General features: G+C 63.1%; 4 protein-coding genes and 1 pseudogene. 3 read left to right on the forward strand and 2 right to left on the reverse strand.

The window, feature by feature from the left end; all coding sequences use genetic code 11:
* The 3 genes from FV220_RS24475 to FV220_RS24480 all read left to right on the forward strand — a co-directional run.
* Positions 1–865 (forward strand): squalene/phytoene synthase family protein (locus tag FV220_RS24475; RefSeq protein ID WP_147833525.1); only part of this gene is annotated, 865 nt, incomplete at its 5' end.
* Complete coding sequence (locus FV220_RS25710; protein ID WP_018043277.1) at positions 862–1,014, forward strand: hypothetical protein; 153 nt, start codon at positions 862–864, stop codon at positions 1,012–1,014. The genes FV220_RS24475 and FV220_RS25710, both read left to right, overlap by 4 nt.
* 268 nt (positions 1,015–1,282) lie before the next feature.
* Complete coding sequence (locus FV220_RS24480) at positions 1,283–1,561, forward strand: hypothetical protein (RefSeq protein WP_147833526.1); 279 nt, start codon at positions 1,283–1,285, stop codon at positions 1,559–1,561.
* Positions 1,562–1,601: 40 nt separating this feature from the next.
* On the opposite strand, the gene FV220_RS24485 is transcribed toward FV220_RS24480, so the two are convergent.
* Both FV220_RS24485 and FV220_RS24490 read right to left on the reverse strand, forming a co-directional pair.
* A complete protein-coding gene (locus FV220_RS24485; RefSeq protein ID WP_147833527.1) occupies positions 1,602–2,309 on the reverse strand; it encodes a hypothetical protein in 708 nt (235 codons plus the stop codon).
* Between the two features lie 666 nt (positions 2,310–2,975).
* Positions 2,976–3,330, reverse strand: a pseudogene (locus FV220_RS24490) (KR domain-containing protein); the annotation flags it as partial.

The following is a 3,330-nucleotide window of genomic DNA, read 5'->3' on the forward strand; positions in this document are numbered from 1 at the left end:
CCGCCCCGCCGTGGCGCGGCTGCGGATGCGCCTCGCCCGCGCCTATGACGGACAGCCCGCCGATGCCGCGGCGGACCGGGCGCTGGCCGACATCGTCGCCGATCACGCCATCCCCCAGGCGCTGCCCGCCGCCTTGATCGAGGGCCTCGCCTGGGACGCGGGCGGCCGCCGCTACGAGACACTTGCCGACCTCACCGCCTACGCGGCGCGGGTGGCCGCCTCGGTGGGGGCGATGATGACCCTGGTCATGGGCGTGCGCGACCCCGACGTGCTCGCCCGCGCCTGCGACCTCGGCATCGCCATGCAATTCACCAACATCGCCCGCGATGTCGGCGAGGACGCGCGGGCCGGCCGGCTCTACCTGCCGCGATCCTGGCTGAGGGAGGCGGGGATCGACCCGGACGCGTTCCTGCGCCAGCCCGCCTTCACCCCCGCTCTCGGCGGCGTCGTGGCGCGCCTGCTGGCGGCGGCAGAGCTTCTCTACGCGCGCTCGGAATCCGGCATCGCCGGCCTGCCCCCCGCCTGCCGCCCGGCGATCCGCGCGGCGCGGCTGATCTATGCCGAGATCGGCCGCGAGGTGGAGCGGGCGGGCTACGATTCGGTCTCCCGCCGCGCCCGCGTGGACGGGCGCCGGAAACTCACGCTCCTCGCCCGCGCCCTGGTCTCGACGGACGACAGGGCGGCCTTGCGTGAAAAACCCCTGCCGGAAATCCTGTTCCTGATCGAGGCGGTGGCCGCGCTTCCGTCGATGGCGCCCCGGATCCCACCCTGGTGGAACGTGCCGGCGCAGGTGGCGCAGGTGCTCGACCTGGTGGAGACCCTGCGCGAGCGTGAGGCGCTCGGCCGCGCGCCCGCCCCCTCGTGAGCGACCGGCTCTTCGCCGCCTTCGACATCGGCCTCGTCTTCGCCCTCGCGCTGGGGCTGGCGCTCTGGCAGCTCATCGTCGTCCGGCGCAGCATCGCCAAGGACCGGGACGCCGCCGCCCGCCGCCCGCCGGACGATCCCGCCGGTTGAGGGCGTCCCTCTCCCCTTTGGGGCTACCGGATTCACACATCCGCTCGACGGCCGTTCCTCTATCCAAGAAGTTTCGACTCGAGGCGCGACGGGCTCCCTCTCCTGGAAGGAGAGGGCTGGGGTGAGGTGTGGTCCATCTCCGGAGAGGTCTCGCACCTCACCCTGTCCCTCTCCTCCTAGTGGTCCAGATCTGACGGATGGTACCCATCCCTAACGTCCGAGATGGGTGGGAAGCGGGCATTACGGCCAGTGAAATAGGAAACATCAAGTGAGATATCTCATTTGGCTAAAGGTGGCGGTTTTTGCCTTTCTGGGCGCAGCGGTCGTGATAACGGTAAGCTCAATATGCGCCTTCGTCGCCGCCATTGGCTCTCTGTCGGTATATGAATCATTCGTCACGCACGATATAAATAATGGAAAGGACTGGAGCTCTGGTCGGATGCTGATAGTTTTAATTCCGGCTATTAGCGGATTTATTTTAGGTCTTATTGCAACGATAAGAGCCTATGAATCACTTTCTCCAAGATTTAAATATTTGATAAAGTGAGGACAGTGACGGTGCTCTGCTGAGGGTGATGAGCTGTCGTTCAATTAGCGGTCCAGTCCACGCTCTGGTGTATCCGCGTCCAGCGACCATCCTGTTTGCGGTAGACGTAGGTGAGGCCCACCCCCTCGGGATGAAAATGACGGGAGTAGCCCGCTTCGTCGAACATTCGCGGAAGACGGCGTGCGGTCTCAGCGTCGGTCCGCCTCAGACTCTGGATAAAGAATGACGACACCACAGCAGCAGTGGTGAATGTTCGGTCGAAGACGGGCATCGTAAAGGTGGTTCGGTTCATCCGCAAACGAGGCGTGCCCACGGGTCTACCTTCGTTGAGGTCCCGCTCGCCTGGAAATGCGCCTGAGCGGAAGTCGTCCGCCATCTGGCGCGTTAGCGCCTCCGCCTCATCTGAAAAGCAGAAAATGCCACGCATCGTCTCATTTGGGTCGATTATATCGCTTGGGCCGATACCCAAATGCGGGGCAGTGACATCGGCGTCGAGGGACGAGCCGAGATACGTTTGCGCGATATCGGCCCTTACCGGCGTACTCAACCACTGCTTATCGAAGCGGCATGGTGTGGGCTGGATATCATCGTCGCGTAGGACAGCGGCAAGGACGGCGCGTGCTTCGTCCTTGGTCCTCTCGACTCGCTCAACATCTTTTCGCTCACGCACTTGCTCGTCCGTCTCAGCCCGGACCCAGGCGGGACATAGCAGCAGCGCAATCAGGGTCGGGCCAGCAAGGCGCATCATGACAGGCTCATTAGCGAAAGAATGTCCCAACGACGGCCATGTCAATCGTTACGCCAAAGGCGGTAAGGGTGGAAGGCGGACAGAACCGAGCTTCGTAGCCTTAACTCTCACTGAGGCATCCATGACAGCGCAATACAAATGGCTTAGCATTCTGCCGTTAGTACTAGGATCCTGCGTACTAAAAGACGAACCAACCAAGATACAAGAGGGGCGCAGCTACTGCCAAAAATTCGCAGAACAGCATATGCGTGATACCTACGGCAACTTTACGCTCTCATTCGGAACGGCGCTCAACACCAGCGACGACCCAACATCAAACACCTTCGAGTTCATATGGGATCGGTCATATATTTCCTCAGTACCTTCCATGGATGGATTATTTGTTGTGTGTAGAGGCGACGCTAAAAGCAGAGAAATCACATATCTCTCTCTAAGCGGCAAGGTGCTTCGAGATATGCCTCGAAAATATTAGAGCTAATGCTTCTCAGTACGTCAAGACGTCATTGGCGTCTCGCTCAACTCGCTACCCATGAGGGTCGGCAAGGGGTCGAAAGCAGCCCCGGCAGCGGGTACCAAACGTCGGATTTTCACCACTAGGAGAGGGGACCCGCGCTCATCCGAGACCACATGGATCGTCCGGAGACGGCATGATCCGAGGCGCCGGCCTCACCCCAGCGCGGCGGCGATGCTGGCGGACAATGGCGTCGTCGGGCGGCCGATGAGCGTCGAGAGCTGGCGGCCCTCGTCGAACAGGGCGCCGTGCGCGGCGTCCACATCCCACGCGGCGAGGGAATCGGCCAGGACGTCCGGCAGGCCGAAGCTCTTGAGCAGCGACGCATAGTCCGACTGCGGCAGGTCCCGGTAGGGGATGTCGCGGCCCGTCTGGCGCGAGAGTTCGGCGGCGAGATCGGCCAGGGTATAGGCCGCGTCGCCCGCCAGTTCGTAGGTCCGCCCCTCATGGCCGTCGCCGGTGAGCACGAGGGCGGCGGCCTCGGCGAAGTCGCCCCGCGCGGCGGAGGCG

It is taken from the genome of Methylobacterium sp. WL19 (assembly GCF_008040005.1).
Classification (GTDB): domain Bacteria; phylum Pseudomonadota; class Alphaproteobacteria; order Rhizobiales; family Beijerinckiaceae; genus Methylobacterium; species Methylobacterium bullatum.

Coding starts and splice junctions, on each gene's coding strand:
- FV220_RS24485 (WP_147833527.1), bottom strand. CDS start 2,309: ATGATGCGCCTTGCTGGCCCGACCCTGATTGCGCTGCTGCTATGTCCC.